Source organism: Burkholderia sp. 22313 (assembly GCF_052045245.1).
Classification (GTDB): domain Bacteria; phylum Pseudomonadota; class Gammaproteobacteria; order Burkholderiales; family Burkholderiaceae; genus Burkholderia.
In genome coordinates this window covers 20,614-47,055 of the sequence record NZ_JBQEON010000012.1, presented here as the reverse complement: position 1 = coordinate 47,055, position 26,442 = coordinate 20,614, and the positions used below count along the sequence as shown (strand labels likewise).

Genomic DNA, 26,442 nt, shown 5'->3' with positions numbered 1-26,442 from the left:
CATTGCGGCGCCGGCGGCGTGCCCCTTCCCCGCTAGGCATTGGACGTGGCGGTCGCGTCGTCGGCCGCCGCGCCGCCTGCGCGCACGAGCGCCAGCACGGCCGCGAGGATCGCGACGCCGCCCGCCCACTGCAGCGGCGAGAGTGCCTCGCCGAACAGCAGCGCCGCAAGCGCGACCGTCACGACCGGTTCGAGCGTCGACAGCATCGACGTGCGCGCGGCCCCGAGCCGCTCGAGCCCGGCGAAGAACGCGAGCATCGCGGCGACCGTCGACACCAGCGCGATCGCGAGCATCGATGCCCAGCCGGCGGCCGTCACCGGCCAGCGCGGCGGCACACCGAACCCCACGGTCCGCACGATCGCAATGGCGACGAGCGTCGCGGTCGCCGACAGGCAAATGATCGCGGTGGTCGCAAGCGGATCGACGCCGCGCGTCGCCTTCGTGCCGCCGACGATGTACAGCGAATAGATCACCGCCGCGGCCAGCGCCAGCGCAATGCCGAGCGGTTCGCCGTGACCGCCGCCGACCATCAGCGCGGAGCCTGCGACGCAGAGCACGAGCGCGACCGCCTTCGCGCGCGTGAGGCGCTCGCCGAGCCACCACGCGGCCAGCAGCGTGACGAACGCGGGATACAGGTACAGCAGCAACGCGACGAGGCTCGCCTGCGCATGCTGGAGCGCACTGAAATAGCAGAACGACTGCCCGACGTAGCCGAGCGCGCCCATCGCCACGAGCGGCGCGAGCGTGCGGCCGCGCGGCCACGCGACGCGACGATGCCGGGCGATCGCGGCGAGGATCGCGCCGCCGAGCGCGAAACGCACGATCAACAGCCCGAGCACGTCGACGCCGGCCGCGTACGCATAGCGGCCGAAGATTGCCATCGCGCCGAATGCGGCGGCGGACAGCGCAACATAGAGCGCGCCCTGCAGCGCGGCGGACGATGAGCGGGCGGTAGCGGACATGAGAAAACGGCGCGAGCGCGACGACGGGAATCGCCGAAGTGTAGCGGCGCGGCGGCCGGCAGCCTAGCCCGCGCTTACCCGTTGCGCCGCGGCCCGCGCCGGCCGGCTGCGACCAGCGCGGCGCCCGGTGCGCGGCCCGCGCGCCACCCGCGGCCAGCACCGTGCGCCGACCCGGCGTACAATGCCCGACGCGGCATGACGCCGCCCGAATCACGACGTCTCCCCACCATGTTCAATCCGAGTCGCGACGAAGTCCGTCGCTTTTTCACCGAGACCTGGCGCAAGCAGCGCGCAGGCGAGATCCTGACGCCGCTGGAAGCGATGGCCGCCGACTGGATCGTCGAGCACCCCGAATATCACGACGACCTCGCGGACGCCGACGGCGCCGCCGCGCGCAACTACACGCCCGAGGAAGGCCGCACAAACCCGTTCCTGCACCTGTCGATGCACCTCGCGATCAGCGAGCAGCTGTCGATCGACCAGCCACCCGGCATCCGCGCCGCGCACGACAAGCTGGCCGCGAAGCTCGACTCGACGCACGACGCGCAGCACGTGATCATGGAATGCCTCGGCGAGACGATCTGGGAAGCGCAGCGCACCGGCACGCCGCCCGATACGGACGCGTACCTGCAGCGCATCCTGCGCCGCGCATCGCGCGACTGAGCGACTGAGCGACTGAGCGACTGAGCGACTGAGCGGCTGAGCGACCGAGCGACCGAGCGACGCGGACAAAAAAATACCCCGCCGCCGCGGGGTATTCCGGCTGCACGGACCGGCAAGGCCCGGCGTGCTTACTTCTTGAAGACGAGGTCGGTCTCTTTCAGCGACTCGATGTAGGCCGCGATGTCCTTCATGTCGCTGACCGACAGGCTCTGCACCTGCGCCTGCATGATCGCATTGTTGCGACCGAGCAGCGGGTTCGTCAGCCCCATCTGGTACTGGCGCATCGCCCACACGAGGTAGTCGGCGTGCTGGCCCGCGAGACGCGGATACTCGGCGTTGATCGGCTTGTTCAGCTGCGCGCCGTGGCAGGCCGCGCAGTTGTGCGATTCGACCAGTTCCTTGCCTTTCGAGGTGTCCGCCGCGTGCGCGGTACCGATCGCGAGGCCGGCCGCCAGTGCAACCGCCGCCGTCTTGAATGCGTTGTTCATGAATGCTCCTGTCCCGCCGGCGAGAATCGGCGGCGCGCGCTTTACTTGTAGGGATTGTCCTTCGAGTCGGCCTTCTGGGCGGCGTAGTAGGCCGCCAGATCCGCGATGTCCTGGTCCGTCAGCGAACCGGCGATTGCGTTCATCGACGGGAAGTGACGGTCCTTCTTGCGGTAGGCCTTCAGCGCGTTCTCGAGGTATTGCTGGTTCTGGCCGCCGATGACGGGCACCCGGTAGACCTCCGGGTAGGCCGCGCGGTAATCCTGGATGCCGTGGCAACCGATGCACATGGCGGCCTTGCCTGCCCCGTCCTTCGGGTTGCCGACCACACCGGCCGCCTGCGCGCTGCCCGCGAGCGCCACGAGCGCTGCGACAACGACGTGTTTGCCGACGAATTTGTTCATAGCTCTTGTAACCTAGCTTGAGGGGAAACTGGCGCCGAAGCGGCAACGGCCCGCGCCGTGTTGCTGATCGGATCGCCACGCAGGCCAAAAAAAACGGCCAGATTGTACCGCGTCGGTGGGGAACGCGTCCATATGGCGCCCCGGTCCACCCCCGCCGCAGCCCCGCAACGATACGCGGGCGCGGCCCAACCGGACAGCCCTTCTGACTTATACTGGGTTTTTTTGCGATTAAGAAGAGCGCCGCCATGCGTTTCGAAGGATCCTCGCACTACGTCGCCACCGACGACCTGAAGCTCGCGGTCAACGCCGCGCTGACGCTGCAACGCCCGCTGCTGATCAAGGGCGAGCCCGGCACCGGCAAGACCATGCTCGCCGAGGAAGTCGCGGCCGCGCTCGACATGCCGCTGCTGCAGTGGCACATCAAGTCGACGACGAAGGCGCAGCAGGGCCTGTACGAATATGACGCGGTCTCGCGGCTGCGCGACTCGCAGCTCGGCGACGCGCGCGTGAAGGACATCGCGAACTACATCGTGAAGGGGGTGCTCTGGCAGGCGTTCGACGCCGAGCACCCGAGCGTGCTGCTGATCGACGAGATCGACAAGGCCGACATCGAATTCCCGAACGACCTGCTGCGCGAGCTCGACCGGATGGAATTCCACGTGTACGAGACGCGCGAGACCATTCGCGCGAAGCATCGCCCGCTCGTGATCATCACGTCGAACAACGAGAAGGAACTGCCCGACGCGTTCCTGCGCCGCTGTTTCTTCCACTACATCCAGTTTCCCGACGCGTCGACGATGCAGCAGATCGTCGCGGTCCACTTCCCGAACATCCGCGAGGAGCTGCTGCACGCGGCGCTGCAGAGTTTCTTCGAGCTGCGCAGCGTGTCGGGGCTGAAGAAGAAGCCGTCGACATCCGAGCTGCTCGACTGGCTGAAGCTGCTGCTCGCCGAGAACATCCCGGCCGACGCGCTGCGCGGCGCCGACGCGAAGCAGATCGTGCCGCCGCTCGCGGGCGCGCTGCTGAAGAACGAGCAGGATCTGAGCCTGCTCGAACGGCTCGTCTACATGAACCGGCACAACCGGTAACCCATCCGCGAAGGCCCGGTCATGCTGCTCAATTTCTTCTACGCGCTGCGCGCAGCCAAGCTGCCCGTCTCGGTGAAGGAATACCTGACGCTGCTCGAATCGCTGAAGGCCGGGCTGATCTCGCCGTCGATCGACGCGTTCTACTTCCTCGCGCGGATGACGCTCGTCAAGGACGAGCAGTACTTCGACAAGTTCGACCAGGCGTTCGGCGCGTATTTCCACGGCGTGTCCGCGCTGCCGACCGAAGCGTTCGACATTCCGCTCGACTGGCTCGAGAAGCGCCTCGAACGCGAGCTGTCGCCGGAGGAAAAGGCGCAGATCGACGCGATGGGCGGGCTCGACAAGCTGATGGCGCGCCTGAAGGAACTGCTCGACGAGCAGAAGGAACGCCACGAAGGCGGCAACAAGTGGATCGGCACCGGCGGCACGTCGCCGTTCGGGCATGGCGGCTACAACCCCGAAGGCATGCGCATCGGCGGCCCGTCGAACGGCAACCGCACCGCGGTCAAGGTGTGGGAGGCACGCGCCTACCGCGACTACGACGATTCGGTCGAGATCGGCACGCGCAACATCAAGGTCGCGTTGCGGCGCCTGCGCCGCTTCGCACGCGAAGGCGCGGCCGAGGAGCTCGACCTGCCCGGCACGATCCGCAGCACGGCCGCGAACGCCGGCTGGCTCGACCTGCGGATGGTGCCCGAGCGCCACAACAACGTGAAGGTGCTGATGCTGCTCGACGTCGGCGGCTCGATGGACGACCACATCAAGCGCACCGAGGAGCTGTTCTCCGCCGCGAAGGCCGAGTTCAAGCATCTGGAGTTCTACTACTTCCACAACTGCGTGTACGACCACCTGTGGAAGCACAACCGCCGCCGTCACGCCGAGCGCACCGCGACGTGGGACGTGCTGCACAAGTTCACGCCCGACTACAAGCTAATCTTCGTCGGCGACGCGACGATGAGCCCGTACGAGGTGCTGCAGCCCGGCGGCTCGGTCGAATACAACAACCCGGAAGCCGGCGCCGTGTGGCTGCGCCGCCTCGCCGACCAGTTCCCCCATCATGCATGGCTGAACCCGGAGCCCGAACGGCTATGGGAATATCGGCAATCGATCGCGATCATTCGCGACGTGCTGGGCCAGCGCATGTATCCGCTGACGCTCGCGGGTCTCGAAACCGCGATGCGCGCACTCAGCAAGTAACGAACCCCCACCCTGCAGACACGAAGGCCGCGTCCGAGCGGCCTCCCCCCGGAGATAGCATGAACCCTTCGCCCACCGCGAGCGCCGGCCGCGCCGGCGGCCGCCGCTTTTTCGCCGATACGTCCGTCTCCGCGCTCGTCGCCGGCTTCGTCGCGATGATGACGGGCTACACGAGCTCGCTCGTGCTGATGTTCCAGGCCGGCCGCGCCGCCCACCTGACCGACGCGCAGATCTCGTCGTGGATCTGGGCGCTGTCGATCGGCATGGCGCTGACGACGATCGGCCTGTCGCTGCGCTTTCGCGCGCCCGTCGTGGTCGCCTGGTCGACGCCCGGCGCCGCGCTGCTGATCGCATCGCTGCCCGGCGTGCCGTATCCCGAGGCGATCGGCGCGTTCGTCATGTGCGCGCTGCTGCTGACGGCGGTCGGCGTGAGCGGACTGTTCGACACGCTGATGAAGCGCATTCCGGCCGGCATCGCGGCCGCGTTGCTCGCGGGCATCCTGTTCGAGATCGGCATCGAGATCTTCCGCGCCGCGCAGTTCCAGACGGCCCTCGTGCTCGCGATGTTCTTCACGTACCTGATCGTCAAGCGGCTCGCGCCGCGCTACGCGATCGTCACGACGCTGATCGTCGGCACGGCGGTGGCGGGCGGCCTCGGCCTGCTCGACTTCAGCCGCTTCCACATCGCGCTCGCGCACCCCGTGTTCACGATGCCCGCGTTCTCGATCGCATCGATCGTCAGCATCGGCATTCCGCTGTTCGTCGTCGCGATGGCGTCGCAGAACGTGCCGGGCATCGCGGTGCTGCGCGCGGACGGCTATCGGACACCGTCATCGCCGCTGATCGCGACCACCGGCCTCGCATCGCTGCTGCTCGCGCCGTTCGGCTCGCACGGCGTGAACCTCGCGGCGATCACCGCGGCGATCTGCACGGGCCCCGAAGCGCACGAGGATCACGCGAAGCGCTACACGGCCGCCGTGTGGTGCGGCACGTTCTACCTGATCGCCGGGATCTTCGGCGCGACGATCGCCGCGTTGTTCGCGGCGCTGCCGAAGGCGCTCGTCGTGTCGGTCGCCGCACTCGCGCTGTTCGGCTCGATCATGAGCGGGCTCGCGAACGCGATGCAGGACGTCAAGCAGCGTGAAGCAGCGCTCGTCACGTTCATGGTCACTGCATCGGGCCTCACGCTGCTGTCGATCGGCTCGGCGTTCTGGGGGCTCGTCGCGGGGATCGTCACGCAGGTGATCCTGAACGCGCGGCGCCCCGCGTAGCGCAATGCGGCAGGCGTCCGCACTGCCAACGGCACGCCAAAACGTGCGCAAGGCGAATCGGGCCTAAAATGGTGGATCGGAGGCGGCGCCCGGCGCCGCCTCGCTTCGCTGCCGCGCTCGCGCGGCCCGTGAGAACCCCGGCGCCCCGCGCCCTCCTCCCGAATCGCCATGACTACCGCACTCGACCAGCTGAAGCAATACACGACCGTCGTCGCCGACACGGGCGATTTCCAGCAGCTTGCGCAATACAAGCCGCAGGACGCGACCACGAACCCGTCGCTGATCCTGAAGGCCGTCCAGAAGGACGCGTACAAGCCGATCCTCGAGAAAACCGTCCGCGATCATCGCAACGAAAACACCGATTTCATCATCGACCGCCTGCTGATCGCATTCGGCACCGAGATCCTGAAGCTGATCCCGGGCCGCGTGTCGACCGAGGTCGACGCGCGCCTGTCGTTCGACACGCAGCGCTCGATCGACAAGGGTCGCGAACTGATCAAGCTGTACGAAGCCGCCGGCATCGGCCGCGAGCGCATCCTCATCAAGCTCGCGTCGACGTGGGAAGGCATCCGCGCGGCCGAAGTACTGCAGAAGGAAGGGATCAAGTGCAACATGACCCTGCTTTTCTCGCTCGTGCAGGCCGCCGCGTGCGCGGAAGCCGGCGCGCAACTGATCTCGCCGTTCGTCGGCCGCATCTACGACTGGTACAAGAAGCAGGCCGGCGCGGACTGGGATGAAGCGAAGAACGGCGGCGTGAACGATCCAGGCGTGCAGTCGGTGCGCCGCATCTACACGTACTACAAGACGTTCGGCTACAACACCGAAGTGATGGGCGCGAGCTTCCGCACGACGAGCCAGATCACCGAGCTCGCGGGCTGCGACCTGCTGACGATCAGCCCCGACCTGCTGCAGAAGCTGCAGGACAGCAACGACACGGTGGCGCGCAAGCTGTCGCCGGATGCGCTGCACGACAAGCCCGCCGAGCGCGTCGCGATCGACGAGGCATCGTTCCGCTTCCAGCTGAACGACGAAGCGATGGCCACGGAAAAACTTTCCGAAGGCATCCGCGTGTTCGCCGCCGATGCGGTAAAGCTCGAGAAGCTGATCGACGCACTACGTTGAATTGCGCATGGGTGAGCGCTGTCAGCTGAACTGTCAGCAAGCCTGACAGCAGCCGTCAGCCCGTGCGATGAACGGCCGCGAACGTCGTGTTCGCGGCCGTTTTTATTTTTCACTCCATCGTCAGGCGCGCACTACAATCCACGTCACGAGTACGTCGGCCGCGTCCTGGCGTGCTCTTCCCGGTCAATCTTGGTCGTACCCGGGCCGGCACCGACACCCCGCCCCGGTCAACAGGAGACAACGATGCAAGTCCAACCGTATCTGACGTTCTACGGTCGTGCCGACGAAGCCCTGCAGTTCTACGAAAAGGCGCTCGGCGCGAAGACGATGTTCAAGATGCACTTCAAGGATGCGCCGCCGAATCCGGATTACCCGATGTCGCCGGAGATGGCCGACAAGGTGATGCACGCGAGCTTCACGATCGGCGACTCGATGATCATGTGCTCGGACGGCGACTGCAGCCAGCCGGGCGGCGGCGTGCACGCCGGCTACTCGCTGTCGCTGAACCCGGCGACCGTCGAGGAAGGCCAGAAGCTGTTCAATGCGCTCGCCGACGGCGGCGAAGTGACGATGCCGTTCGGCAAGACGTTCTGGGCGCTCGGCTTCGGGATGGCGAAGGATCGCTTCGGCGTGCACTGGATGGTCAACGTCGAGGATCTGTCGCAGCGCGAGGATCTCTCGAAACGCGCACAAGGCTGACGCCAGCAAAAACGCCCACCACTTCGCAGTGGCGGGCGCCGTACTTGCGGCACGATGCGCGGCTCGCGGCCGCGCTACCCGAATCAGCTCTCGACGACGTCGAGATAATCCTCCGGCCGCGTGCGGTCCTCCGCATGCGCGATGCCCATCACGCGCACCAGCACGCTCACCACCACCGACACCACCAGGTTCACGATCAGCGACCACACGGCTGCGTAGCCGGGGATCGCGAGACCGAACAGGTGGATCGTGAAGATCGAACTGGCCAGCTTCAGCGAGACCGCCATCCACGTGCCGCACACGATGCCTGCCGCCCAGCCGGCCAGCAGGCCGCGATGGTCGAGCACGCGCGTGTACAGGCCGAGCACGATCGCCGGCAGCGTCTGGATGATCCAGATCCCGCCGAGCAGCTGCAACTGGATCGCGTAGGTCAGCGGCAACCCGAGGATGAACGCGACCGCCCCCACCTTCACGATCAGCGACACCAGCTTCGCGACGTGCGTCTCCTGGTCGTGCGACATGTTGCGGTTCACGAACTCGCGATGGATGTTGCGCGTGTACAGGTTCGCGGCCGCGATCGACATGATCGCCGCCGGCACCAGCGCGCCGATGCCGATCGCCGCGAACGCGACGCCGACGAACCACGACGGGAAATACTCGAGGAACAGCGCGGGCACCGCGAAGTTCGGGCCAAACGCCTTGAAGTACGGCGCGTACTGCGGCATGTCCTTCACGCCCGACGCGAGCGCCATGTAGCCGAGCAGCGCGAGCAGGCCGAGCACGAACGAGTACGCGGGCAGCATCGCCATGTTGCGGCGGATCGAGTTGCCCGACGCCGACGACAGGATCGCCGTGACCGAGTGCGGATACAGGAACAGCGCGAGCGCGGAACCGATCGCGAGCGTCGCGTACGCGCTGTAGCCGTTCAGGCTCATCGCGTCAGGCGCCTTCAGCAGCAGCTTCGCCGGCGGCACCGCCGCGAAGATGTGCCCGAAGCCGCCGAGCTTCGCGGGAATCACGATGACCGCCGCGGCGATCGTGATGTAGATCAGGATGTCCTTCACGATCGCGATCATCGCGGGCGCGCGCAGCCCCGACGTGTACGTGTACGCGGCCAGGATCGCGAACGCGATGATGAGCGGCAGGTCGCCGATGAAGCCGGTCGTGTCGAAGCCGAGCGCGCCGATCACGACTTCGATGCCGACGAGCTGCAGCGCGATGTACGGCATCGTCGCGAGGATGCCCGTCACCGCGATCGCCAGCGCGAGCATCCGGCTGCCATAGCGTGCGTTCACGAAGTCGGCGGCTGTCACGTAGCCGTGGCGCTTCGCGATGCTCCACAGCTTCGGGAACACGACGAACGCGAACGGGTAGATCAGGATCGTGTACGGCAACGCGAAGAAGCCCATCGCGCCGGCACCGAACACGAGCGCGGGCACCGCGACGAACGTGTAGGCTGTGTAAAGGTCGCCGCCGAGCAGGAACCACGTGACGATCGTGCCGAAGCGGCGGCCGCCGAGACCCCATTCGTCGAGGTGCGCGAGATCGCCGCGCCGCCAGTTCGCGGCCAGGAAGCCGATGACCGTGACGCCGATGAATAGCAGTACGAAGACGAAGGTAGCGCCGAGATTCATCGCGCACCTCCCTGCGGGCCGCTCGCCTTCCACGCGTTCTTGGTCTTGAAATAGACGAACGCGGTGATCACCGCGCTAATGAACACCCACAGCAGCTGGTACCAGTAGAAAAACGGAAAGCCGAACCATTGCGGTTCGATCTTGCTATACGACGGCACCCAGACCATCGCGATCAGCGGCAGCACCAGCAGCCAGAGCCAGCGCTTGGCGGCCCGATTGGCGTCGGCATCGTGAGCCATGACGTCTCCTCATCTTTCCCGGTTATCGATCTTGTTGAGCGGGTACGGCAGCGAGAGGAGCGGCAAAACGGGTAAGCTGCGGCTCCCCTGGCTTCGCGCCAGTATAGGAGCCGCGAGCGCGCGGTCAAGCGGGGGCGAACCCGAGGTGATCCGCCCCTACTCGCGCTCATGCACCGGCATGCGGCCGGTGCATGAGCGTCAGATCGCGAACGACGCGTCGCGCGCGCCCGTCGTTTCTTTCAAAGCTTTCACCCATTTGCGCGCGGGCAGCTTCAGCGTGTCCTCGATCAGCTTCGCGCGGGTTTCCAGCTGTGCGAACGACACGTCGAGCGCGGGGCCCGAGAATGCGATCGCGATCCGGTTGCCGTCGTGCACTTCCGGCAGCGCGATCACGCGATGATCGAACGCCGCGTTCAGGTGCTTCATGTTGCGCACGAAACTCGGATGGTCGCCGAACAGGTTGATCGTCGCGATGCCCGCGTCGGCGAGGCAGCCGCGCACCGCGCGGTAGAACGCGACGCTGTCGAGCACCGGGCCGCGCGCGGTCGCGTCGTACAGGTCGATCTGGAGCGCACCCGTCGTGCCGCGGTTGGCCGGATCGTTGACGAAGTCCCACGCGTCGGCTTCGTGCACGACGAGGCGTTCGTCATCGGGCGGCAGCGAGAACATCGTGCGCGCCGCGACGATCACGGCCGGGTTCAGTTCGACGGCCTCGACCTTCGCGTGCGGCAGGAAGCGGTGCGAGAACTTGGTCAGCGCGCCGGTGCCGAGCCCGAGCTGGACAATCCGCTCGGGCGTTTCGAGGAACAGCAGCCATGCCATCATCTGCTGCGCGTATTCGAGTTCGATGGCGAGCGGCTTGGAGATCCGCATCGCGCCCTGCACCCATTCGGTACCGAAGTGCAGGAAACGCACGCCGCGCTCTTCCGAGAACGTGACGGGCGCGAAGCGCGGCTTGCGCGGCGCGTCGAGGACGGGCACGTCGTCATGTTCGTCGATCTCCGGGCGGCGTTTCACGCGCGGCGGCTGGAGCTTTTCGGAGCCGTTGTAGGCGGACGGTTTGCGTTGCTTGAACGCGCGCGCCTCGGCGGACGCGCGCTTGATCAGTCGGGTCATGTTGAATCTCGCTGGGTGATGCCGGATGAGCGGACGAGAGGATAGCATTGGTGGAGGTGGCGGCCGTGCGGCGTGCCCCTCAATGCATGACTTCGCATCCGGTTGGTACTACGCTGCATTCAGCGATCGATGGAGGACACATGATCTCGAACGACAGGAAAATCTGGTTTCCGGCCAAGCGCTACGGCTGGGGATGGGGGTTGCCGGTCGCGTGGCAGGGCTGGGTCGTGCTGCTGCTGTTCGCGATCGGCACCGTCGCGAGCGCGTGGCTGGTGCCGCCGCATCGATCCCCGTTTGCGTACGGTGCTTGCATCGTGGTGCTGGTCGCGCTGCTGACTGCCGTTTGCTGGCTCAAGGGCGAGAAGCCCGCGTGGCGATGGGGCAAGGACCATTGAGCGTCACGCGCGATGCGCTCAACCATGCGGTAGCGGTTCGTCAGTAAGGCACACCCCATCCCCTTCGTCATCCCATCGTCATCGATACGCAGCGACGATGCTCTATCGAACGGCTGAATTGTCCCCAGTCTCCATGCGACGCAAAGATGTGAAGGAACGGCCGCGGGCCGGCAGATCACACGCGGGATCCGTCTATCAAACCGCTGTACTGGCCCGGCTCGGCGCGCAAGGACCTGATAGCCATGCCCGAAGCCGTGCAGGACACATTCGGCTATGCGCTGTATCTGGCGCAGACGGGACGCAAGCCCTTGAAGGGATTCGGATCGGCCGGCGTGCTCGAGATCGTGGAATCGGAAGACAACGGCACGTACCGCGCGGTCTACACGGTGAAGCTCGGGAACAGCGTGTACGTGTGCACTGTTTCCAGAAGAAATCGTCGAGCGGCATCGCGACACCGAAGCCGTGCAGCGACCTGGTCCGCGAACGCCTGAAAGCAGCCGAGGCACACGCAAAAGGAGAAAGCCGATGATCGAAATCGAACAGGGCAGCGGGAACGTCTACGCTGATCTGGGCATGCGCGATGCCGACGAAATGCGCGTGAAGGCCCAGCTCGCCGCCAAGATCGCGGAGATCATCAAGGCGCGCAAATGGACGCAGCAGCATGCGGCCGGATTGCTCGGCATGACGCAGCCGAAGCTGTCGAACATGCTGCGCGGGCAGTTTCGCGGCGTGAGCGAAACGAAGATGCTCGAATGTCTGGCGAAGCTCGGACGCGACGTGCGGATCGTCGTCGGGCCCGACCGTCATTCGGAAGTCGAAGGGCACATCGAAGTCGTATTCGCCGCCTGACGGCGGCGTACTGCCGATGGCCGCCCCATCGGATTGTCCCCCCACGACGGAAACGGAGCAGGCCACTGCGGCGTCGCCGATCGTCGAGCCTTCGCCATCGCGATCAAGTTGTCTATACATTCATTGCCTCCAACGCTCGCTTCGATACCCCGTCAGATTTCATTTTCCGCGCAAGCCCCGTCGATTCTGAAGGTGCTTCGTGTGCCGTCAGCGAAAACCCTACTTCTGCCGCTATCTCCAATTCGTTATCTTGTATATACAACTAGGCTGATGAAATAGTCCGGTTGAATGTGCTGCGCCCTACAAGGGTGCGCCGACGATCCCATTGGAGATTCAAATCGATGAAGAAGCTCGCCCTGTGCATCGCGATCCTGGCGATCGCAACCTCCGCCTCCGCCAAAGAGTGGTCCACCGTCCGGTTCGGCGTCGATGCGAGTTATGCCCCGTTTGAATCGAAGAGCACGGACGGCAAGCTGGTCGGATTCGACATCGATCTGGGCAACGAGATCTGCAAGCGTCTGAACGCGAAGTGCGTGTGGGTCGAGAGCGCGTTCGACGGCATGATCCCGGCGCTGAAGGCACGCAAGTTCGACGGCGTGCTGTCGTCGATGTCGATGACGCCGCAGCGTGAAGCGCAGATCGCGTTTTCGACGAAGCTGTTCCACACGCCGACGCGTCTCGTCGCGAAAAAGGGCGCGAATCTGAAACCGACACCGGAATCGCTGAAGGGCAAGACGATCGGCGTCGAGCAGGGGACGATCCAGGAAGCGTACGCGAAGGCGAACTGGGCGCCGCTGGGCGTGCAGGTCGTGCCGTACCAGGATCAGGACCAGGTGTATGCGGATCTGATCTCGGGCCGTCTCGATGCGGCGTTGCAGGACGCGGTGCAGGCCGACATGGGCTTCCTGAAGACCGCGCGCGGCGCAGGTTTCGCGTTCACGCCCGGCGACCTGAGCGATCCGAAGGGCGCGCTCGGCAATGGCGCCGCCATCGGCCTGCGCAAGGAAGACACCGACCTGAAGGCGAAGATCGACAAGGCCATGGCCGACATGATCAAGGACGGCACGTACAAGAAGATCGAAGCCAAGTACTTCAGCTTCGACGTGTACGGCAGCTGACAGGCAATGGCGCGGGATGCTCCCGCGCCCGTATGGCGTCGCACATTCACACCATCATGCAAACACGAACCCATCCGTTGATTTCCCCGTCGCTCGGCACCGGGCGGCAACTGACGAGCTTCCATTACGGTCCGACCGGCGGACAGAAGATCTACATCCAGTCGTCGCTGCATGCCGACGAGCTGCCGGGCATGCTGGTCGCATGGGAACTGCGCAAACGCCTCGACGCCCTCGAGACGGCGGGCAGGCTGCGCGGCGAAATCGTCATCGTGCCGGTCCCCAATCCGATCGGCCTCAACCAGCGGGTGCTCGGCCACATGGTTGGCCGCTTCGAAAGCGGCACCGCGGCGAACTTCAATCGCAACTTCCATCACCTGGCCGAGCTCGTGATCCCGCGCATCGAGTCTCACCTGACCGGCGACGCGCAACGGAACCTGCTCGCCGTGCGCACCGCCATGCGCGAGGCGCTCGACGAGCAAACGCCGACCACCGAGCTCGAATCGCAGCGCCTCGCGCTGCAGCGCCTGTCCTATGACGCCGACGTCGTGCTCGACCTGCACTGCGACTTCGAAGCGGCGATGCATCTGTTCACGAATCCCGACACGTGGCCCGACGTCGAGCCGCTCGCGCGCTATCTCGACGCGAAGACGTCGCTGCTCGCGCTCAATTCGATCGGCAATCCGTTCGACGAGATTCACAGCTTCAGCTGGTCCGAGCTGCGCGCCCGTTATGGCGAACGCTATCCGATTCCGCATGGCTCGATCTCGGTGACGATCGAGCTGCGCGGCCAGGCGGACGTGAGCTACGCGTTCGCCGAACATGACGCGAACGCAATCGTCGAATACCTGACGTTGCGCGGCGTCATCGACGGCACGCCCGCGCCGTTGCCGGAACTCGCATTCGCGGCCACGCCTTTCTCCGGCAGCGAACCGCTCGTGGCACCGATTTCCGGCGTGCTCGTGTTCCGCGCGCCGCTCGGTGTCTGGGTCGATCCCGGCGAGGCGATCGCCGACATCGTCGACCCGCTGACCGGTCGCGTCGTCACGATCACGAACGCCGTCGCCGGCGTGCTGTATGCGCGGCAACGCACGCGCTTCGCCACCGCGGGGCTGGAGATCGCGTGTGTCGCGGGAGCCGAGCCGATTCGGAGCGGCTCGCTGCTGCCGAACTGAGCCGCTCGCGCGGCGGGCCCGGCGCACCGGCAAGGACCGGCCTGCGTCCGGATGTCGTCAGGAAAGAATGTCCCGCCAGCGCGACAGCTTCTGTTCGAACGACAGCATCGCATTCGCCGGGCTCGACGAAGGCAGCACGAGCGTGTCGTACCCGGCCTGCCCGATCACGTCGGCAAACCGCCCTGCCGTTTTCCCGTTGAAACACACGCGCTTCAGCAACGGCGCATGCTCGCGCAACGACGCAAAGTCGTTGGGCTTCGCATCCCGGATCGCGGAATCGAGACTCCCTTGCCGATGGCATGCATCGAGCACATCCCAGATGCCGATGCCGTGCTTCAACACGCGTTCGAGCCGCGCGTCATACGCAAGCGCGTGCAGCCCCGGCTCGCCGAGCACCGCCTCCAACAGCCGCCAGAACTGATTGCGCGGGTGCGCGTAATACTGCGCGGCGTCGAGCGACGCCTCGCCGGGAAAGCTCCCCAGGATCATCGTGTGCGTGGTCGGCCCGACGACCGGCGGAAAACCTTGCAGCATCACACGGCTCCGCGCGGCCCGGCGGAACGCGGCCCGTCGCCGTGCGCATCGAGATGACGCCACAGCGCGGGCAGCATGCATTCGGTGACCATCAACGGCTTGCCGTGCCGCTGGAACACCGAGCGCCGCGCGGCGAACGCATGCGGCGCACGCGCACCCTGCAACGCATGGCTCGCGAGCGCATACAACGGATGACCGGCGATCACGCGCCGGCTGACGAGGGCCGAGCGCTCGACCTGCGGATCGCTGTACAGCAGCTCCGCGAGCGGTCGCGTGCGCAATCGCCGCATCGCCTGCCAGACACCCTTGCTGGCCGCGAGCGGCGCGATGCTGTGGGCGGCGACGTACGGCGTGCCGTCGACCGACAGGATCACCTCGCGCACCCACATCGGCGCGCGCGGCGCGCTGTCGAGCGCGTCCGGCTCGTCGAACCACGCACGGTCGACGGCCTCGCGCGTCACGCGCACGTTCACGCGGCCGAGCCGCGCGAGATGCGCGGTCAGCGACCCGCCGCGCGTCAGCCAGTCGCGCTCGTCGAGCGAGCAGCCGGGCCGGGGCGTGTCGCGCCAGCCCAGCTGTGCGCCGTCGAATCGCATTCGCGTGTTCACGCGGTGCGCGACAGCAGCAGCGCGTTGGTCCGCTTCACGAAGCTCGCCGGATCGTCGAGCATCCCGCCTTCGGCCAGCAATGCCTGGTCGAACAGCAGATGGCACCAGTCGCCGAAGTTGGCGCTCTCGGCGTTCAGCTGCTTCACGAGCGCGTGCTCCGGGTTGATCTCGAGAATCGGCTGCATCGCCGGCGCGTTCTGTCCGGCCGCCTTCAGCATCCGCTGCAGGTAGCCGCTCATGTCGTTGTCGTCCGCGACGAGGCACGACGGCGAATCGGTCAGGCGGAACGTGACGCGCACTTCCTTCACCTTGTCGCCGAGCGCCTCCTTCATCTTCTCGACGACCGGCTTGATCGCCTCGCCCGCCTGCTCCTGCGCCTTCTTTTCCTCGTCGTTCAGCTCGCCGAGGTCGAGATCGCCGCGGGCCACGCTCGCGAGCGGCTTGCCGTCGAATTCATGCAGGAACGACAGCATCCATTCGTCGACGCGATCGGTCAGCAGCAGTACCTCGACGCCCTTCTTGCGGAACACTTCCAGATGCGGACTGTTCTTCGCGGCCTGCCACGTATCGGCGGTCACGTAGTAGATCTTGCTCTGCTCGGGCTTCATGCGCGACACGTAGTCGGCGAGCGACACGTCCTGCGCATCGGTGTCGCCGTGCGTCGATGCGAAGCGCAGCAGCTTCGCGATGCGCTCGCGGTTCGCGTGATCCTCGCCGAGGCCTTCCTTCAGCACCTGGCCGAACGCGCTCCAGAACGTCCGGTACTTCTCCTTGCCGGCATCCTCTTCCGCATTCGCGAGTTCCTCGAGCATCGACAGCGCGCGCTTCGTCACGCCTTCGCGGATCGCCTTCACGTCGCGGCTTTCCTGCAGGATTTCACGCGACACGTTCAGCGGCAGGTCCGCCGAATCGACGACGCCCTTCACGAAGCGCAGGTATTGCGGCAGCAGTTGCTCGGCGTCGTCCATGATGAACACGCGCTTCACGTACAGCTTCAGGCCGCCGCGATAGTCGCGGTTCCACATGTCGAACGGCGCGTGCGCCGGCACGAACAGCAGCTGCGTGTATTCGCTGCGGCCTTCGACGCGGTTGTGGGTCCACGTGAGCGGATCCTGGTGATCGTGCGCGATGTGCTGGTAGAACTGCGTGTACTGCTCGTCGGTGACGTCGTTCTTCGAGCGCGTCCACAGCGCGCTCGCCTGGTTGACGGTCTCGTCCTCGTCCTTCAGGACCATCTCGCCCTTTTCCTGATCCCACTCTTCCTTCTGCATCAGGATCGGCAGCGCGATGTGATCGGAATACTTCTGGATGATCGACTTCAGGCGGTGCGACGACAGCAGTTCGTCCTCGCCTTCGCGCAGGTGCAGCGTGATCGTCGTGCCGCGCTGCGCGCGCTCGATCGCGTCGATCGTGAAGTCGCCCTCGCCCGCGCTTTCCCAGCGCACGGCTTCGTTCGCCGGCAGGCCCGCGCGGCGCGTCTCGACCGTGATCTTGTTCGCGACGATGAAGCCCGAGTAGAAGCCGACGCCGAACTGGCCGATCAGCGCCGCATCCTTCTGCTGGTCGCCGGACAGCTTCGTGAAGAATTCCTTGGTGCCCGAACGCGCGATCGTGCCGAGGTTCGCGATCGCTTCGTCGCGGCTCATGCCGATGCCGTTGTCGTCGATCGTGATCGTGCGGGCGGCCTTGTCGAAGCCGATGCGGATGCGCAGGTTCGGATCGCTCTCGTACAGCGCGTTGTTTGCGAGCCCTTCGAAACGCAGCTTGTCGGCCGCGTCGGACGCGTTCGACACCAGTTCGCGCAGGAAGATTTCCTTGTTGCTGTAGAGCGAATGAATCATCAGATGGAGGAGTTGCTTGACCTCTGCCTGAAAGCTCATCGTTTCATGTGCCATGGATGCTGTTTCCTCTTACTTGAACTTGAATGGTGTGGCGCAGGCGCCCGGCGCGCGAGGCCGGCGGGCCTGTCAAGGACGACCGCCTGGCGCAAGCGGTTTGCGCGGGTATCTGGGGACGGGCGAGCGGATTTCAAGGGACGGCGCCGCCCGTGCCGTCACGACGCCCGTCGTGCCGCCGACTCGATATAGCGCGCGAGAAAACCCGGCAGCGCCGGATCGCCGCAGTTCGCGACGTTGAAGCGCGTCCACGTCGACGACGACTGCTGCGGCGAGAACAGGCTGCCCGGCGTGAGCAGGAACCCTTCCTCGTGCGCGGCGGCCGCGAGCGCGTCGGAATCGACGCCCGTGTCGGCCCACAGGAACATCCCGGCCGCCGGCATCGTGAAGAGCCGCAGCCCGGTGCGCTCGAGCATCCGCGCGGTCTTGTCGCGCACGCCGTCGAGCCGCGCGCGCAGCCGCTCGACGTGGCGCCGGTAATGCCCTTCGGTCAGGATCTTGTACAGCACGCGCTCGTTGAGCTCCGGCGTCGTCATCCCGACCAGCATCTTCTGGTCGGTGATCGCCTTCGCGATCTCCGGCGCGCAGGCGACATAGCCGACCCGCAGGTTCGCCGCGAGCGTCTTCGAATAGCTGCCGAGGTAGATCACGCGCTTCAACTGGTCGAGGCTCGCGAGCCGCGTGGCCGGATAGCTCGGGGGGCACAGGTCGCCGTACACGTCGTCCTCGACCACGAGGAAGTCGTATGCCTCCGCGAGCTTCAGGATCCGGAACGCCTGTGCGGCCGACAGCGACGTGCCGGTCGGGTTCTGCAGCACCGAATTGATCACGAGCATCTTCGGCCGCCACATCTGCACGAGCGTTTCCAGCGCATCGAGATCGGGACCGTCGGGCGTATAAGGCATGCCGACCAGCTGCGCGCCCTGCGACGCGAAGCGGCCGAACATCTGGAACCACGCGGGATCGCCGACGATCACCGCGTCGCCGGGCTTCACGTAGATCCGCGAGATCAGGTCGATCGCCTGCGTGATGCCCGACACCATCACGAGCTGCTCGGGCTTCGCGCCGATCTCGACTTCCGCGAGCCGCGTCTGCAACTGCTGGCGCAGCGGCAGAAAACCCTGCGGCGTGCCGAAGCCGAGCATCTGCGCGCCGGACTGGCGGCCGAGCGCGCGCAGCGAGCCGGTGATCAGCTCGCCGTCGAGCCAGCGGCCCGGCAGGTAGCCGAGACCCGGCCCCTTTTCCGGGCTGGCGGTGTGCAGCATGTTGCGCAGCAGCCAGACGACGTCGATCGTGTTGTGCACCGGCGCGGCCTCGGCCACGCGCGTCACGTTGTCGATCGGCTGCGGACCGACGGCCGTGCGCTCGCGCACGTAGAAACCGGAGCCGCGCCGCGAATCGAGATAACCCTGCGCGACGAGCCGCTCGTACGCCTCGACGACGGTGAAGCGCGACACGCTCTTGTCGAGCGCGAGCTTGCGGATCGACGGCATCCGCATGCCGGGCCGGAACACGCGCTCGTCGATCCGGCGCCGCGCCCACTGGACGAGCTGATCGACGAGCGTGAGCGTGGCCGTGTCGTGCGGCACGGGAATCTGGGCGAGAGGGACGGTGGACATGGTGGACATCGGCGGGGCTCCAACTGTACCGAAAGCTATCGCGCCGATTGTACCGTTACTGTGCCGGTGCCGACGATTACAGTTGACCGGAATGGCGATCGCGCGGCCGCCGCTCCGCCCTGCCGCACGCGCCGCGGCCCGGTACGGCCTGCGTGCGCGGCCCAGCCACCGGCCGGCCGCGCAACCGTCCGACGCCTCGCCCGCCCACCATGACACTTTCGCTTTCCGCCCGACGTTCATGCCAGCCCGCTCCCTGACCCTCGACCATCTCGTGATCGCAGCCCGCACGCTCGACGCCGGCGTGCGTCATGTCGCCGACGCGCTCGGCATCGAACCGGCCGGCGGCGGCCGCCATCCGCTGATGCGCACCCATAACGCGCTGTTCGGCGCATGGGGCGGGCTGTACCTCGAAGTCATCGCGATCGATCCCGACGCGCCCGGCACCGGCGACGACGCCACGCCGCCGCGCGCGCGGCTGTTCGGCCTCGACGATCCGGCGATGCACGCGCGGCTCGCGCAGGGCCCGTTCCTCGCGCACTGGGTCGCGCGCGTCGATCGTCCGCGCCAGCTGGCGCTGTGGCAAGGCCAGTACCCGGCGCGCATCGCGCCGGTCGTCGCGATGCGCCGCGGCGACCTGAGCTGGGGCCTGACGGTGCCCGACGACGGTGCGTTCCCCGCGTGGCAAGGTGCCGGCGACGGCCTCCTGCCGTCGCTGATCCAGTGGGACAGCCCGCGCCATCCGGCCGAATCGCTGCCGCACGACGGCGTCGCGCTGACGGCGCTCAAGGGGGTCCACCCGCGTGCGGACACGATCCGCGAGCAGCTCGACTGGCTCGGCGCCGGCCATCTGCTCGATCTCGAAACCGGCGACGGCCCGCCGGCCCTCGTCGCCGAGTTCGACACGCCGCAAGGCGCGCGCACGCTGCGCTGACCGCCCTGCCGCCGCTTCCCCTACACGAACCCCGCACTACGGAGACACCCAGTCAATGAATTCGCGCGAAACCCGGGGCATGCTGCTCGGCCTCATCGGCGTGATGATCTTCAGCCTGACGCTGCCGATGACGCGTATCGTCGTCTCCGAACTCAATCCGCTGCTCAACGGGCTCGGCCGTGCGCTCGCCGCGTCGGTGCCGGCCGGCCTGCTGCTGTGGTGGCGCCGCGAACGGCTGCCGAGCCGCGCGCAACTGAAAAGCCTCGCGGTCGTGTCGGCCGGCGTGATCATCGCGTATCCGGTGTTCTCCGCGTGGGCGATGAAGACGGTGCCGGCATCGCACGGCGCGGTCGTCAACGGCTTGCAGCCGCTGTTCGTCGCGCTGTACGCGGCGTGGCTGTCGCACGAGCGGCCGTCGAAGGCGTTCTGGGTCAGCGCGCTGGCCGGCAGCGCGCTGGTGATCGCGTTCGCGCTGCGCGACGGCGGCGGCACCGTGCAGGCCGGCGACGCGCTGATGCTCGTCGCGGTCGGCATCGGCGCGCTCGGCTATGCGGAAGGTGCGCGCCTCGCGCGCCAGATCGGCGGCTGGCAGGTGATCTGCTGGGCGCTCGTCGTGTCCGCGCCGTTCCTCGTGCTGCCGGTCGGCTGGCTCGCGTGGACGCAGCACCTCGCGCATCCGGCCCCGCTCGCGCTGCGCACGTGGCTCGCGTTCGGCTACGTGACCCTCTTTTCGCAATTCATCGGCTTTTTCGCGTGGTATGCGGGGCTCGCGATGGGCGGCATCGCGCGCGTCGGCCAGGTGCAATTGCTGCAGATCTTCTTCACGATCGCCTTTTCCGCGCTGCTGTTCGGCGAAACGGTCACGCCGTCGACGTGGCTGTTCGCCGCCGCCGTCATCGCGACCGTGATGCTCGGCCGGCGCTCGGCGGTGGCCACGGCCCCGCGTCCCGCTCGCGCCGGTTGATCAGGTGCGCCATAATGTTTGTTTTGCCTGAACGGTTTTGCCTGACTGGCCGTGCCCATCCGGCCGTGACGGCCCGCTCGCGCTCCCGCATGCCCACCCGGCTGCGTCGACGCAATCGGCCTGATCGACCTTTCTTGACTGACCACGATATCCGAACGAGGAGACTATGAATCCGAGCGACCTGCATCCGCCGCACTGGCAGCTTTCCGAACGCGCCCGCAAGCTGACGAGCTCTGCGATCCGCGAGATCCTGAAGGTCACGGAACGCCCCGAGGTCATCTCGTTCGCCGGCGGCCTGCCCGCTCCCGCGACGTTCCCGGCCGAACGCATGCGCGCCGCGGCCGACCGCGTGCTGCGCGATTCGCCCGCCGCCGCCCTCCAGTACAGCGCGACCGAAGGCTACCTGCCGCTGCGCGAATGGATCGCCGAGCGCTACAGCGTGCGCGTGTCGCAGGTGCTGATCACGACCGGCTCGCAGCAGGCGCTCGATCTGCTCGGCAAGGCGCTGATCGATCCGGACAGCCCGATCCTCGTCGAAACGCCGACCTACCTCGGCGCGCTGCAGTCGTTCTCGCTGTACGAGCCGCGCTACGTCCAGGTGCCGACGGACGAGCAGGGCCTGCTGCCCGCAGGCCTCACGCCCGAACTCACGCAAGGCGCGCGCCTGCTGTACGCGCAGCCGAACTTCCAGAACCCGACCGGCCGCCGCCTGCCCGTCGAGCGCCGCCGCGCGCTCGCCGCGTTCGCGCAGACGAGCCCGTTCCCGGTGCTGGAAGACGATCCGTACGGCGCGCTGAACTACCAGGGCGAGCCGCTGCCGACCATGCTGTCGATGGCGCCGGATCACGTCGTCCACCTCGGCACGTTCTCGAAGGTGCTCGCGCCGGGCCTGCGGATCGGCTACATCATTGCCCCCGAGGAACTCCACTTCAAGCTGGTGCAGGCCAAGCAGGCCACCGACCTGCACACGCCGACGCTCACGCAGCGCATCGCGCACGAAGTGATCAAGGACGGCTTCCTCGACGAACACATCCCGACGATCCGCCAGCTGTACGGCGCACAGTGCGAAGCGATGCTCGCGTCGCTCGCGCGCCACATGCCGGAAGGCGTCACGTGGAACCGCCCGGAAGGCGGGATGTTCATCTGGGTGGACCTGCCCCCGCAGATCGACAGCATGAAGCTGCTCGCCGCGGCGGTCGACAACCACGTCGCCTTCGTGCCGGGCGCGCCGTTCTTCGCGGAGAACGCGCAGCAGAACACGCTGCGCCTGTCGTTCGTGACGGTGCCGCCCGAAAAGATCGAGGAAGGCGTCGCGCGGCTCGGCAAGCTGCTGCGCGAGCGTCTCTGAGCCCCTTTTTCCTGTCACGACTCTCTACGAGGAATCGAACACATGGCTAACGTCTACGACAAACTGAAGTCGCTCGGCATCGAGCTCCCGACCGCCGGCGCACCGGCTGCGGCCTACGTGATGAGCGCGCAAAGCGGCAACACGGTCTACCTGTCGGGCCACATCGCGAAGAAGGACGGCAAGGTCTGGGCCGGCAAGCTCGGCGCGGATCTGCAGACGGAAGACGGCAAGGCCGCCGCACGCTCGATCGCGATCGACCTGCTCGCGACGCTGCACGCGCACACCGGCGACCTGAACAAGGTCACGCGCATCGTGAAGCTGATGAGCCTCGTCAACTCAACGCTCGACTTCACCGAACAGCACGTCGTCACGAACGGTGCGTCGGAACTGATCGCGGAAGTGTTCGGCGACGCGGGCAAGCACGCGCGTTCGGCATTCGGCGTCGCGCAGATTCCGCTCGGCGCGTGCGTCGAGATCGAACTGATCGCCGAAGTCGCGTAACGGCACGATGACCGGCCACCGCGTCCGCTTCAAGCAGGTCGACGTTTTCACGTCGGTGCCGTTCAAGGGCAATGCGCTTGCCGTGGTGTTCGACGCCGATTCGCTCAGCGACGACGACATGCAGGCGATCGCCCGCTGGACGAACCTGTCGGAGACGACGTTCGTCTGCACGCCGACGGATCCGGAGGCCGACTACCGCGTCCGGATCTTCACGACGTGCGGCGAGCTGCCGTTCGCCGGCCACCCGACGCTCGGCACCGCGCACGCGTTCCTCGAAAGCGGCGCGCGGCCGCGCACGCCGGGCCGGCTGGTCCAGCAATGCGGGGTCGGACGGGTCGAACTGCGCGAACAGGCCGATGGCTGGGCCTTTGCCGCGCCGCCGGCCCGGTTCACGCCGCTCGACCGTTCGGACTACCCGGCGCTGGCGGCCGCCTTGCGCAGCGACGCGATCGATCCGGACGCCGAACCGTACGCGGTCGATAACGGTGCGCCGTGGCTCGTCGTGCGGCTCACGTCGGCCGAGGCCTGCATCGGCCTCGCGCCCGATCCGGCCGCGCTCGAGGCCCTCACCCACCGCTACGGCACGGACGGCCTGGCCGTGTATGCGCCCCACCCGGACAGCGGCCCCGCGACGTTCGAAATCCGCTGCCTGATGACGGGCGGCGGTTTCGGTACCGGCGAGGATCCCGTCACCGGCAGCGCGAACGCCGCGCTGGCCGGGCTGCTGAGTCGCCAGCAGCAGCGCCCCGGCACGTCCTATACCGCCCGCCAGGGCACGGCGATCGGCCGCGACGGCCGCATTACCGTCCGCTACGACGACGACGGCACGATCTGGATCGGCGGCCACGTCGTGACGGTCGTGGACGGCACGTTCCAGGCGCCCGCCTGACGTTTCGCCATGTGCGATGGCGCCGGCCCGGCCGGCGCCCTACGATTCCCCCGGCTATCGCAAAAACGTTCCAGCCAGTAATATCGGGCCTAATCCGTCGCTTCGGCGGGTCTGTCCTTGGTTACGCATCCCGCGAACGAACAGACGCCGGTGCGACCCCAACCATAGCCGGCCATCCCGACAGGGAATGCCGCACGCGCGCAGGACGCCGCCTTCTTCGATGAGCTCCGCCCGGTCAAACCACACGCCGCCGACCCGGCCGCTACGCGCGCCGCGCAAGTCGCGCCGGCGCGCGCTGTTCGCGATCCCGCTGCTCGGAATGCTGGCGCTTGCGCTGCTGTGGGCGGTGATCGTGGCGCGCCTGTCGGTCGAGAAGGACAGCGCGTACAAGGAAGCGGCGGCCTCCGCGGGGATCCTGTCGTCCGCGCTCGAACAGCACACGGTCAAGGCGATCCACCAGGTCGACCAGATCACCCGCTTCGTCAAGTTCGAATTCGAGAAATCGCCGGCGCATTTCAATCTCGCGAGCGCGGTCGAAAAAGGCGTCGTACCGAGCGACACGCTGATCCAGGTGTCGCTCGTCAACGCGAAGGGCATCCTGTTCGCGAACACGGCCGAACTTCATCCTCAGCCGATCAACCTGTCCGACCGCGAGCACTTCAAGGTCCACCTCGCGCACAACGACGACCGCCTGTACATCAGCAAGCCCGTGCTCGGCCGCGTGTCGAGCCACTGGACACTGCAGATGACGCGGCGCCTGAACAACCCGGACGGCAGCTTCGCGGGCATCGTCGTGGTGTCGGAAGACCCGAGCTACTTCACGAACGACTTCTACAACAACGCGGCGATCGGCAAGGAAGGCGTGATCTCCGTCGTGTCGGACACCGGCGCCGTGCTCGCACGCCGCACCGGCTCGGTCAACAACGCGCCGGGCGCGTTCTCCGCCTCGGGCGTGTACCCGATCGCCGAGCGCGTGACGGGCACGATCATCGACCCGATCGACGGCGTGACGCGCATCGTGTCGTACCGCCACCTCGACGGCTACCCGCTCGCGGTGATGGTCGGGCTGTCGCAGGCCGAGGAATTCGCGGACTACTACCACACGCGCAACGTCTACCTGCTGATGACGAGCTTCATCACGCTCGCGATGCTCGCGTTCTTCGGCGTCGCGACGGGGCTGATCGGCAAGCTGCTCGGCCGCGAGCGCGAGATGACCCAGCTTGCCGAGTACGACCTGCTCACCGGCCTCGCGAACCGCTACGCGACCTTGCGCGGGCTGCGCAACGACGTGTCGATGCCGGCCAGCCTGTCGCGGCTCGGCCTGCTGTTCATCGACCTCGACAACTTCAAGACCGTCAACGACACGCTCGGCCACAACGCCGGCGACATCGTGCTGCAAATGACCGCATCGCGCCTGTCGGATGCCGTCGGCGACGAAGGCTCGCTCGCGCGGATCGGCGGCGACGAGTTCGTGGTCGTGATGAAGGGCGACGATGTCGAGCGGCGCGCGGTGCGGCTCGCGGAAGCGATCATCCGGATGTTCGGCGAGCCGTTCGACGTACGCGGCAGCTCGTTCGTGCTGCACGCAAGCATCGGCATCGCGCTGCACACCGTCGCGAACGAAAGCGAGATCGACCTGCTGAAGAAGGCCGATCTCGCGATGTACAGCGCGAAGGACGCCGGCAAGAACTGCTATCAGTTCTACGCGCCGCACCTGTCGCACCGCGCGGACCACCTGATGCGCTGGGAGCAGCAATTGCGCGTCGCGCTCGCCGAAGGGCAGCTGTTCCTCGCGTACCAGCCGAAGATCGACCTCACGCACCGCTATATCACCGGGTTCGAGGCGCTCGCGCGCTGGGACCACCCCGAGCACGGAATCATCTCCGCGAACGAATTCATTTCGATCGCGGAATCGACGGGCCTGATCGTGCCGATCGGCGACTTCGTGATCCGCACCGCGTGCGAGCAGATCGCGCGCTGGCGCGACGACGGCCACGACACGCTGACGCTCGCCGTCAACATCTCGCCGGTGCAGTTCTGGCGCGGCGACCTGATCGAGACGATTTCGCAGGCGCTGCAGGACACCGGCATCGACGCGAACCGGCTCGAGATCGAGATCACGGAAACGGCGATGATGGAATATCCGGAGCTCGTGTCCGAGAAGATCGTCGCGCTGAAGAAGCTCGGCATCCGCATCGCGCTCGACGATTTCGGCACCGGCTATTCGTCGCTCTCGTACCTGCACCGCTTCTCCGTCGATACGCTGAAAGTCGACCGCTCGTTCGTGCAGGCGATTCCGAACGATCGCAGCGTGTGCGTGATGGTGTCGTCGATCGTGCATCTCGCGCGCTCGCTTGGCTTGACGGTCGTCGTCGAAGGCACCGAAACCGAGGAGCAGATCACGTGGTTGTCCGCGCTCGGCGAGATCGAGGCGCAGGGCTTCCTGTTCTCGCGCCCGGTGCCGGCCGACGCAATCCCCGCGCTGATCGCGCGCTTCGGCGTGCGCGGCGGCCGGCCGAACCTCCTCGCGCACCGCGCGACCGGCAGCACGGGCGCCTGAGCCGCCCGCACGCGCGACACCCTCCTGTTGCGCAGTCCACCGATTATTTCGGCTTCCGATCCGGTTGCCTCGTTCATGAACTAGCGTTTTCGCGCATGGCAGTGTCACGATGCGCGGCGGACAATCGGGAGGGCCATCGTGCCGGCGGGCCGGCGGCACGTCACTACATGCGAGACCAG

At 66.8% G+C, this 26,442-nt stretch carries 26 protein-coding genes and 1 pseudogene; 17 read left to right on the top strand and 10 right to left on the bottom strand.

Annotated elements, in window-relative coordinates; genetic code table 11:
• Positions 1-32 precede the first annotated feature (32 nt).
• Positions 33-962, bottom strand: a complete 930-nt coding sequence (locus ACTJKF_RS12320) for a DMT family transporter (protein ID WP_440623814.1) — start codon at positions 960-962, stop codon at positions 33-35.
• A 195-nt stretch (positions 963-1,157) separates the two neighbouring features.
• On the opposite strand from ACTJKF_RS12320, the gene ACTJKF_RS12315 reads away from it, so the two are divergent.
• Complete coding sequence (locus ACTJKF_RS12315; protein ID WP_440623813.1) at positions 1,158-1,625, top strand: DUF1841 family protein; 468 nt, start codon at positions 1,158-1,160, stop codon at positions 1,623-1,625.
• A gap of 128 nt (positions 1,626-1,753) precedes the next feature.
• Here the strand turns inward: ACTJKF_RS12315 and ACTJKF_RS12310 are convergent, their stop codons facing one another.
• Together ACTJKF_RS12310 and ACTJKF_RS12305 are read right to left on the bottom strand one after the other, a co-directional pair.
• Positions 1,754-2,113: a c-type cytochrome gene (locus ACTJKF_RS12310; protein WP_440623812.1), complete on the bottom strand. Its 360-nt coding sequence runs from the start codon at positions 2,111-2,113 to the stop codon at positions 1,754-1,756.
• Between the two features lie 41 nt (positions 2,114-2,154).
• The gene (locus tag ACTJKF_RS12305) at positions 2,155-2,514 is read right to left on the bottom strand and encodes a c-type cytochrome (RefSeq protein ID WP_440623811.1); all 360 of its coding nucleotides are present in this window, start codon (positions 2,512-2,514) and stop codon (positions 2,155-2,157) included.
• Between the two features lie 245 nt (positions 2,515-2,759).
• On the opposite strand from ACTJKF_RS12305, the gene ACTJKF_RS12300 reads away from it, so the two are divergent.
• The 5 genes from ACTJKF_RS12300 (at position 2,760) to ACTJKF_RS12280 (ending at position 7,891) form a co-directional block, all read left to right on the top strand.
• On the top strand, positions 2,760-3,602 hold the full coding sequence (locus ACTJKF_RS12300) for an AAA family ATPase (RefSeq protein ID WP_440623810.1): 843 nt from the start codon (positions 2,760-2,762) through the stop codon (positions 3,600-3,602).
• 21 nt (positions 3,603-3,623) lie between these two features.
• Positions 3,624-4,799, top strand: a complete 1,176-nt coding sequence (locus tag ACTJKF_RS12295; protein ID WP_440623809.1) for a vWA domain-containing protein — start codon at positions 3,624-3,626, stop codon at positions 4,797-4,799.
• Between the two features lie 59 nt (positions 4,800-4,858).
• Positions 4,859-6,070, top strand: coding sequence for a benzoate/H(+) symporter BenE family transporter (locus ACTJKF_RS12290; protein WP_440623808.1), 1,212 nt, complete (start codon positions 4,859-4,861; stop codon positions 6,068-6,070).
• 168 nt (positions 6,071-6,238) lie between these two features.
• A complete protein-coding gene (gene tal, locus ACTJKF_RS12285; RefSeq protein WP_440623807.1) occupies positions 6,239-7,192 on the top strand; it encodes a transaldolase in 954 nt (317 codons plus the stop codon).
• A 243-nt stretch (positions 7,193-7,435) separates the two neighbouring features.
• Positions 7,436-7,891, top strand: a complete 456-nt coding sequence (locus tag ACTJKF_RS12280; RefSeq protein ID WP_440623806.1) for a VOC family protein — start codon at positions 7,436-7,438, stop codon at positions 7,889-7,891.
• A gap of 83 nt (positions 7,892-7,974) precedes the next feature.
• Here ACTJKF_RS12280 and mctP read toward each other — a convergent pair whose 3' ends face one another.
• From mctP to ACTJKF_RS12265, 3 genes are all read right to left on the bottom strand, one after another.
• Positions 7,975-9,525, bottom strand: coding sequence for a monocarboxylate uptake permease MctP (gene mctP, locus ACTJKF_RS12275; protein WP_440623805.1), 1,551 nt, complete (start codon positions 9,523-9,525; stop codon positions 7,975-7,977).
• Positions 9,522-9,764: a DUF3311 domain-containing protein gene (locus tag ACTJKF_RS12270; RefSeq protein WP_011657556.1), complete on the bottom strand. Its 243-nt coding sequence runs from the start codon at positions 9,762-9,764 to the stop codon at positions 9,522-9,524. The genes mctP and ACTJKF_RS12270 overlap by 4 nt, the downstream gene beginning before the upstream one ends.
• 198 nt (positions 9,765-9,962) lie before the next feature.
• Positions 9,963-10,880: a spermidine synthase gene (locus ACTJKF_RS12265; RefSeq protein WP_440623804.1), complete on the bottom strand. Its 918-nt coding sequence runs from the start codon at positions 10,878-10,880 to the stop codon at positions 9,963-9,965.
• Between the two features lie 140 nt (positions 10,881-11,020).
• On the opposite strand from ACTJKF_RS12265, the gene ACTJKF_RS12260 reads away from it, so the two are divergent.
• The 5 genes and pseudogenes from ACTJKF_RS12260 to ACTJKF_RS12240 all read left to right on the top strand — a co-directional run bounded on the left by ACTJKF_RS12260 (position 11,021) and on the right by ACTJKF_RS12240 (position 14,414).
• The gene (locus ACTJKF_RS12260) at positions 11,021-11,275 is read left to right on the top strand and encodes a hypothetical protein (protein ID WP_440623803.1); all 255 of its coding nucleotides are present in this window, start codon (positions 11,021-11,023) and stop codon (positions 11,273-11,275) included.
• A 242-nt stretch (positions 11,276-11,517) separates the two neighbouring features.
• Positions 11,518-11,804: pseudogene (locus ACTJKF_RS12255) on the top strand (type II toxin-antitoxin system RelE/ParE family toxin).
• Entirely contained in the window at positions 11,801-12,124 is a 324-nt protein-coding gene (locus ACTJKF_RS12250; protein ID WP_440623802.1) for a helix-turn-helix domain-containing protein, read from the top strand. Before ACTJKF_RS12255 ends, ACTJKF_RS12250 begins: the two are co-directional and overlap by 4 nt.
• Before the next feature lie 341 nt (positions 12,125-12,465).
• A complete protein-coding gene (locus ACTJKF_RS12245) occupies positions 12,466-13,242 on the top strand; it encodes an ABC transporter substrate-binding protein (RefSeq protein ID WP_440623801.1) in 777 nt (258 codons plus the stop codon).
• 56 nt (positions 13,243-13,298) lie between these two features.
• Positions 13,299-14,414 (top strand): succinylglutamate desuccinylase/aspartoacylase family protein, encoded by a 1,116-nt coding sequence (locus tag ACTJKF_RS12240; protein ID WP_440623800.1) that lies wholly within the window; start codon positions 13,299-13,301, stop codon positions 14,412-14,414.
• 57 nt (positions 14,415-14,471) lie between these two features.
• Here ACTJKF_RS12240 and ACTJKF_RS12235 read toward each other — a convergent pair whose 3' ends face one another.
• The 4 genes from ACTJKF_RS12235 to ACTJKF_RS12220 form a co-directional block, all read right to left on the bottom strand.
• Complete coding sequence (locus ACTJKF_RS12235; RefSeq protein WP_440623799.1) at positions 14,472-14,948, bottom strand: DNA-deoxyinosine glycosylase; 477 nt, start codon at positions 14,946-14,948, stop codon at positions 14,472-14,474.
• Complete coding sequence (locus ACTJKF_RS12230) at positions 14,948-15,544, bottom strand: chorismate--pyruvate lyase family protein (RefSeq protein WP_440623798.1); 597 nt, start codon at positions 15,542-15,544, stop codon at positions 14,948-14,950. The genes ACTJKF_RS12235 and ACTJKF_RS12230 overlap by 1 nt, the downstream gene beginning before the upstream one ends.
• A gap of 8 nt (positions 15,545-15,552) precedes the next feature.
• Positions 15,553-17,451: a molecular chaperone HtpG gene (gene htpG, locus ACTJKF_RS12225; RefSeq protein WP_440623797.1), complete on the bottom strand. Its 1,899-nt coding sequence runs from the start codon at positions 17,449-17,451 to the stop codon at positions 15,553-15,555.
• Between the two features lie 158 nt (positions 17,452-17,609).
• Positions 17,610-19,070 (bottom strand): PLP-dependent aminotransferase family protein, encoded by a 1,461-nt coding sequence (locus ACTJKF_RS12220; protein WP_440623796.1) that lies wholly within the window; start codon positions 19,068-19,070, stop codon positions 17,610-17,612.
• A gap of 238 nt (positions 19,071-19,308) precedes the next feature.
• Here ACTJKF_RS12220 and ACTJKF_RS12215 point away from each other — a divergent pair, with 238 nt between their 5' ends.
• The 6 genes from ACTJKF_RS12215 (at position 19,309) to ACTJKF_RS12190 (ending at position 26,263) form a co-directional block, all read left to right on the top strand.
• The gene (locus ACTJKF_RS12215) at positions 19,309-20,001 is read left to right on the top strand and encodes a VOC family protein (protein WP_440623795.1); all 693 of its coding nucleotides are present in this window, start codon (positions 19,309-19,311) and stop codon (positions 19,999-20,001) included.
• Positions 20,002-20,056: 55 nt separating this feature from the next.
• Positions 20,057-20,965 carry a DMT family transporter gene (locus tag ACTJKF_RS12210; protein ID WP_440623794.1) on the top strand — a complete coding sequence of 303 codons (909 nt, stop codon included), beginning with the start codon at positions 20,057-20,059 and terminating at the stop codon, positions 20,963-20,965.
• Between the two features lie 166 nt (positions 20,966-21,131).
• Positions 21,132-22,313, top strand: coding sequence for a PLP-dependent aminotransferase family protein (locus ACTJKF_RS12205; protein ID WP_440623793.1), 1,182 nt, complete (start codon positions 21,132-21,134; stop codon positions 22,311-22,313).
• A 42-nt stretch (positions 22,314-22,355) separates the two neighbouring features.
• A complete protein-coding gene (locus tag ACTJKF_RS12200) occupies positions 22,356-22,814 on the top strand; it encodes a RidA family protein (protein WP_006478174.1) in 459 nt (152 codons plus the stop codon).
• Positions 22,815-22,821: 7 nt separating this feature from the next.
• The gene (locus tag ACTJKF_RS12195) at positions 22,822-23,703 is read left to right on the top strand and encodes a PhzF family phenazine biosynthesis protein (RefSeq protein WP_440623792.1); all 882 of its coding nucleotides are present in this window, start codon (positions 22,822-22,824) and stop codon (positions 23,701-23,703) included.
• A 220-nt stretch (positions 23,704-23,923) separates the two neighbouring features.
• Positions 23,924-26,263, top strand: coding sequence for a bifunctional diguanylate cyclase/phosphodiesterase (locus ACTJKF_RS12190; protein WP_440623791.1), 2,340 nt, complete (start codon positions 23,924-23,926; stop codon positions 26,261-26,263).
• Positions 26,264-26,442 lie beyond the last annotated feature (179 nt).

Excerpts from the sequence above, each read along its gene's own strand:
- ACTJKF_RS12320 (WP_440623814.1), bottom strand. The coding sequence starts at position 962 with ATGTCCGCTACCGCCCGCTCATCGTCCGCCGCGCTGCAGGGCGCGCTC.
- ACTJKF_RS12315 (WP_440623813.1), top strand. The coding sequence starts at position 1,158 with ATGACGCCGCCCGAATCACGACGTCTCCCCACCATGTTCAATCCGAGT.
- ACTJKF_RS12310 (WP_440623812.1), bottom strand. The coding sequence starts at position 2,113 with ATGAACAACGCATTCAAGACGGCGGCGGTTGCACTGGCGGCCGGCCTC.
- ACTJKF_RS12305 (WP_440623811.1), bottom strand. The coding sequence starts at position 2,514 with ATGAACAAATTCGTCGGCAAACACGTCGTTGTCGCAGCGCTCGTGGCG.
- ACTJKF_RS12300 (WP_440623810.1), top strand. The coding sequence starts at position 2,760 with ATGCGTTTCGAAGGATCCTCGCACTACGTCGCCACCGACGACCTGAAG.
- ACTJKF_RS12295 (WP_440623809.1), top strand. The coding sequence starts at position 3,624 with ATGCTGCTCAATTTCTTCTACGCGCTGCGCGCAGCCAAGCTGCCCGTC.
- ACTJKF_RS12290 (WP_440623808.1), top strand. The coding sequence starts at position 4,859 with ATGAACCCTTCGCCCACCGCGAGCGCCGGCCGCGCCGGCGGCCGCCGC.
- tal (WP_440623807.1), top strand. The coding sequence starts at position 6,239 with ATGACTACCGCACTCGACCAGCTGAAGCAATACACGACCGTCGTCGCC.
- ACTJKF_RS12280 (WP_440623806.1), top strand. The coding sequence starts at position 7,436 with ATGCAAGTCCAACCGTATCTGACGTTCTACGGTCGTGCCGACGAAGCC.
- mctP (WP_440623805.1), bottom strand. The coding sequence starts at position 9,525 with ATGAATCTCGGCGCTACCTTCGTCTTCGTACTGCTATTCATCGGCGTC.
- ACTJKF_RS12270 (WP_011657556.1), bottom strand. The coding sequence starts at position 9,764 with ATGGCTCACGATGCCGACGCCAATCGGGCCGCCAAGCGCTGGCTCTGG.
- ACTJKF_RS12265 (WP_440623804.1), bottom strand. The coding sequence starts at position 10,880 with ATGACCCGACTGATCAAGCGCGCGTCCGCCGAGGCGCGCGCGTTCAAG.
- ACTJKF_RS12260 (WP_440623803.1), top strand. The coding sequence starts at position 11,021 with ATGATCTCGAACGACAGGAAAATCTGGTTTCCGGCCAAGCGCTACGGC.
- ACTJKF_RS12250 (WP_440623802.1), top strand. The coding sequence starts at position 11,801 with ATGATCGAAATCGAACAGGGCAGCGGGAACGTCTACGCTGATCTGGGC.
- ACTJKF_RS12245 (WP_440623801.1), top strand. The coding sequence starts at position 12,466 with ATGAAGAAGCTCGCCCTGTGCATCGCGATCCTGGCGATCGCAACCTCC.
- ACTJKF_RS12240 (WP_440623800.1), top strand. The coding sequence starts at position 13,299 with ATGCAAACACGAACCCATCCGTTGATTTCCCCGTCGCTCGGCACCGGG.
- ACTJKF_RS12235 (WP_440623799.1), bottom strand. The coding sequence starts at position 14,948 with ATGCTGCAAGGTTTTCCGCCGGTCGTCGGGCCGACCACGCACACGATG.
- ACTJKF_RS12230 (WP_440623798.1), bottom strand. The coding sequence starts at position 15,544 with ATGCGATTCGACGGCGCACAGCTGGGCTGGCGCGACACGCCCCGGCCC.
- htpG (WP_440623797.1), bottom strand. The coding sequence starts at position 17,451 with ATGGCACATGAAACGATGAGCTTTCAGGCAGAGGTCAAGCAACTCCTC.
- ACTJKF_RS12220 (WP_440623796.1), bottom strand. The coding sequence starts at position 19,070 with ATGTCCACCGTCCCTCTCGCCCAGATTCCCGTGCCGCACGACACGGCC.
- ACTJKF_RS12215 (WP_440623795.1), top strand. The coding sequence starts at position 19,309 with ATGCCAGCCCGCTCCCTGACCCTCGACCATCTCGTGATCGCAGCCCGC.
- ACTJKF_RS12210 (WP_440623794.1), top strand. The coding sequence starts at position 20,057 with ATGAATTCGCGCGAAACCCGGGGCATGCTGCTCGGCCTCATCGGCGTG.
- ACTJKF_RS12205 (WP_440623793.1), top strand. The coding sequence starts at position 21,132 with ATGAATCCGAGCGACCTGCATCCGCCGCACTGGCAGCTTTCCGAACGC.
- ACTJKF_RS12200 (WP_006478174.1), top strand. The coding sequence starts at position 22,356 with ATGGCTAACGTCTACGACAAACTGAAGTCGCTCGGCATCGAGCTCCCG.
- ACTJKF_RS12195 (WP_440623792.1), top strand. The coding sequence starts at position 22,822 with ATGACCGGCCACCGCGTCCGCTTCAAGCAGGTCGACGTTTTCACGTCG.
- ACTJKF_RS12190 (WP_440623791.1), top strand. The coding sequence starts at position 23,924 with ATGAGCTCCGCCCGGTCAAACCACACGCCGCCGACCCGGCCGCTACGC.